The following is a 1,363-nucleotide window of genomic DNA, read 5'->3' as shown; positions in this document are numbered from 1 at the left end:
TTCATCAGGTCATTTTCGGTTTTACCTTTTACAGCAGCCCAGCCTTTACCTTTTTCCATACTATCGGTACCAGCTCCGGATATATAGCAAAAAGTCATATCTGGATTTAATTTCACCAATGTTTCGGCCATATGCATGGTGAGTGTATATGTAAGCTTATAATATTCATCAGCCTTTTTGCCAACAGAGGTTACACCAAGACAAAAAAAACAGGCGTTATATCCGGCAAGCTTATCGCGGATAGCCGACAGGTCAAAGAAATCGGCATGGATGATCTCCTTTAATTTGGGATGGGTAACACCAGATGCTTTCCTGTTAATTACCAAAACCTGCTCAACATCAGGGTTTTGCAAACACTCATGCATCACCCCCTCGCCTACCATCCCCGTTGCACCGGTAACAATTGCTTTTATTCCTGTTTTCATAATGTAAAAGTATCCATATAAAGATGTACTGAGATGGCTTAACAGGTATTAACCGAAATAAGTTTTTCCATTATGGGCAACCCTTTGTACTAAATCAACGATATAATAATAGATACCTGTTGCTTGATTTGCAGGTACAGCTAAAACTTTAATCTAATGGTACCAATTTCTGTTGTTATTATCACCAAAAACGAGGCCGAGATGCTTGCCAAAAGTATCCCCATGCTAAAGCAGATAACCGACGATATTATTATAGTAGATAATGGCAGTACAGATGGTACAGTAGCAATAGCTGCCCAAAACGGATGCCGGGTTTATAAAGAAACCTGGGATGGCTATGGTGCTAATAAAAACAAAGGAATTCATCTGGCCGTTAACAATTGGATATTGAGTATTGATGCCGACGAAATACCGGATGATKCACTTTTAAGATCAATAGCAGCATTAAAATTTGAGGATGAGAAGGTAGTTTACGATATTAACTATAAAGCTTATTATGGTAATAAGCTCGTCCGCTTTGGTAATTGGGGACGGGATCATCATATCCGCCTTTTTAACCGCACCCAGGTAAAATGGACTGAACCGTCCGTGCATGAAACTTTGATTCTCCCCAAAAAGGCTATTGTAAAAAAATTGACCGGGCACCTGCACCACTATTCCGTTAAAAATGAACAGGAGCATGAAGCAAAAACAATTCATTATGCGCAGCTAAGTGCCATTAAATATTTAAAGTGTGGGAAAAAGGCATCTTTTGTAAAGCTGAACCTTGCCCCGTTGTTTCACTTTGTGAAGATCTATTTGTTTTTATTAGGCTTTTTAGATGGTAAGGAAGGTTTTACCATTGCAAAAATGGCATTTAAAAATACCTGGCTAAAATATCATTACCTTAGTAAAGCCGCGCAATCTATTAAGCAGAAACCATTGTACCAGCATGATGC

Annotated in this window: 2 protein-coding genes; one reads left to right on the top strand and one right to left on the bottom strand. The window is 38.9% G+C overall.

What is annotated here, in order from left to right:
• On the bottom strand, positions 1-425 hold a 425-nt coding region (locus AC1DPZ_RS27255), incomplete at its 3' end, for an NAD-dependent epimerase/dehydratase family protein (protein ID WP_477409422.1).
• A 156-nt stretch (positions 426-581) separates the two neighbouring features.
• Between AC1DPZ_RS27255 and AC1DPZ_RS27250 the strand changes: the two genes are divergently transcribed.
• The coding region (locus AC1DPZ_RS27250) for a glycosyltransferase family 2 protein (RefSeq protein ID WP_477409420.1) at positions 582-1,363 on the top strand (782 nt) is incomplete at its 3' end.

Source organism: Mucilaginibacter sp. P4_G9, assembly GCF_056400985.1.
The sequence above is the reverse complement of the archived record's forward strand: the minus strand, read 5'-3'. Positions and strand labels throughout refer to the sequence as shown.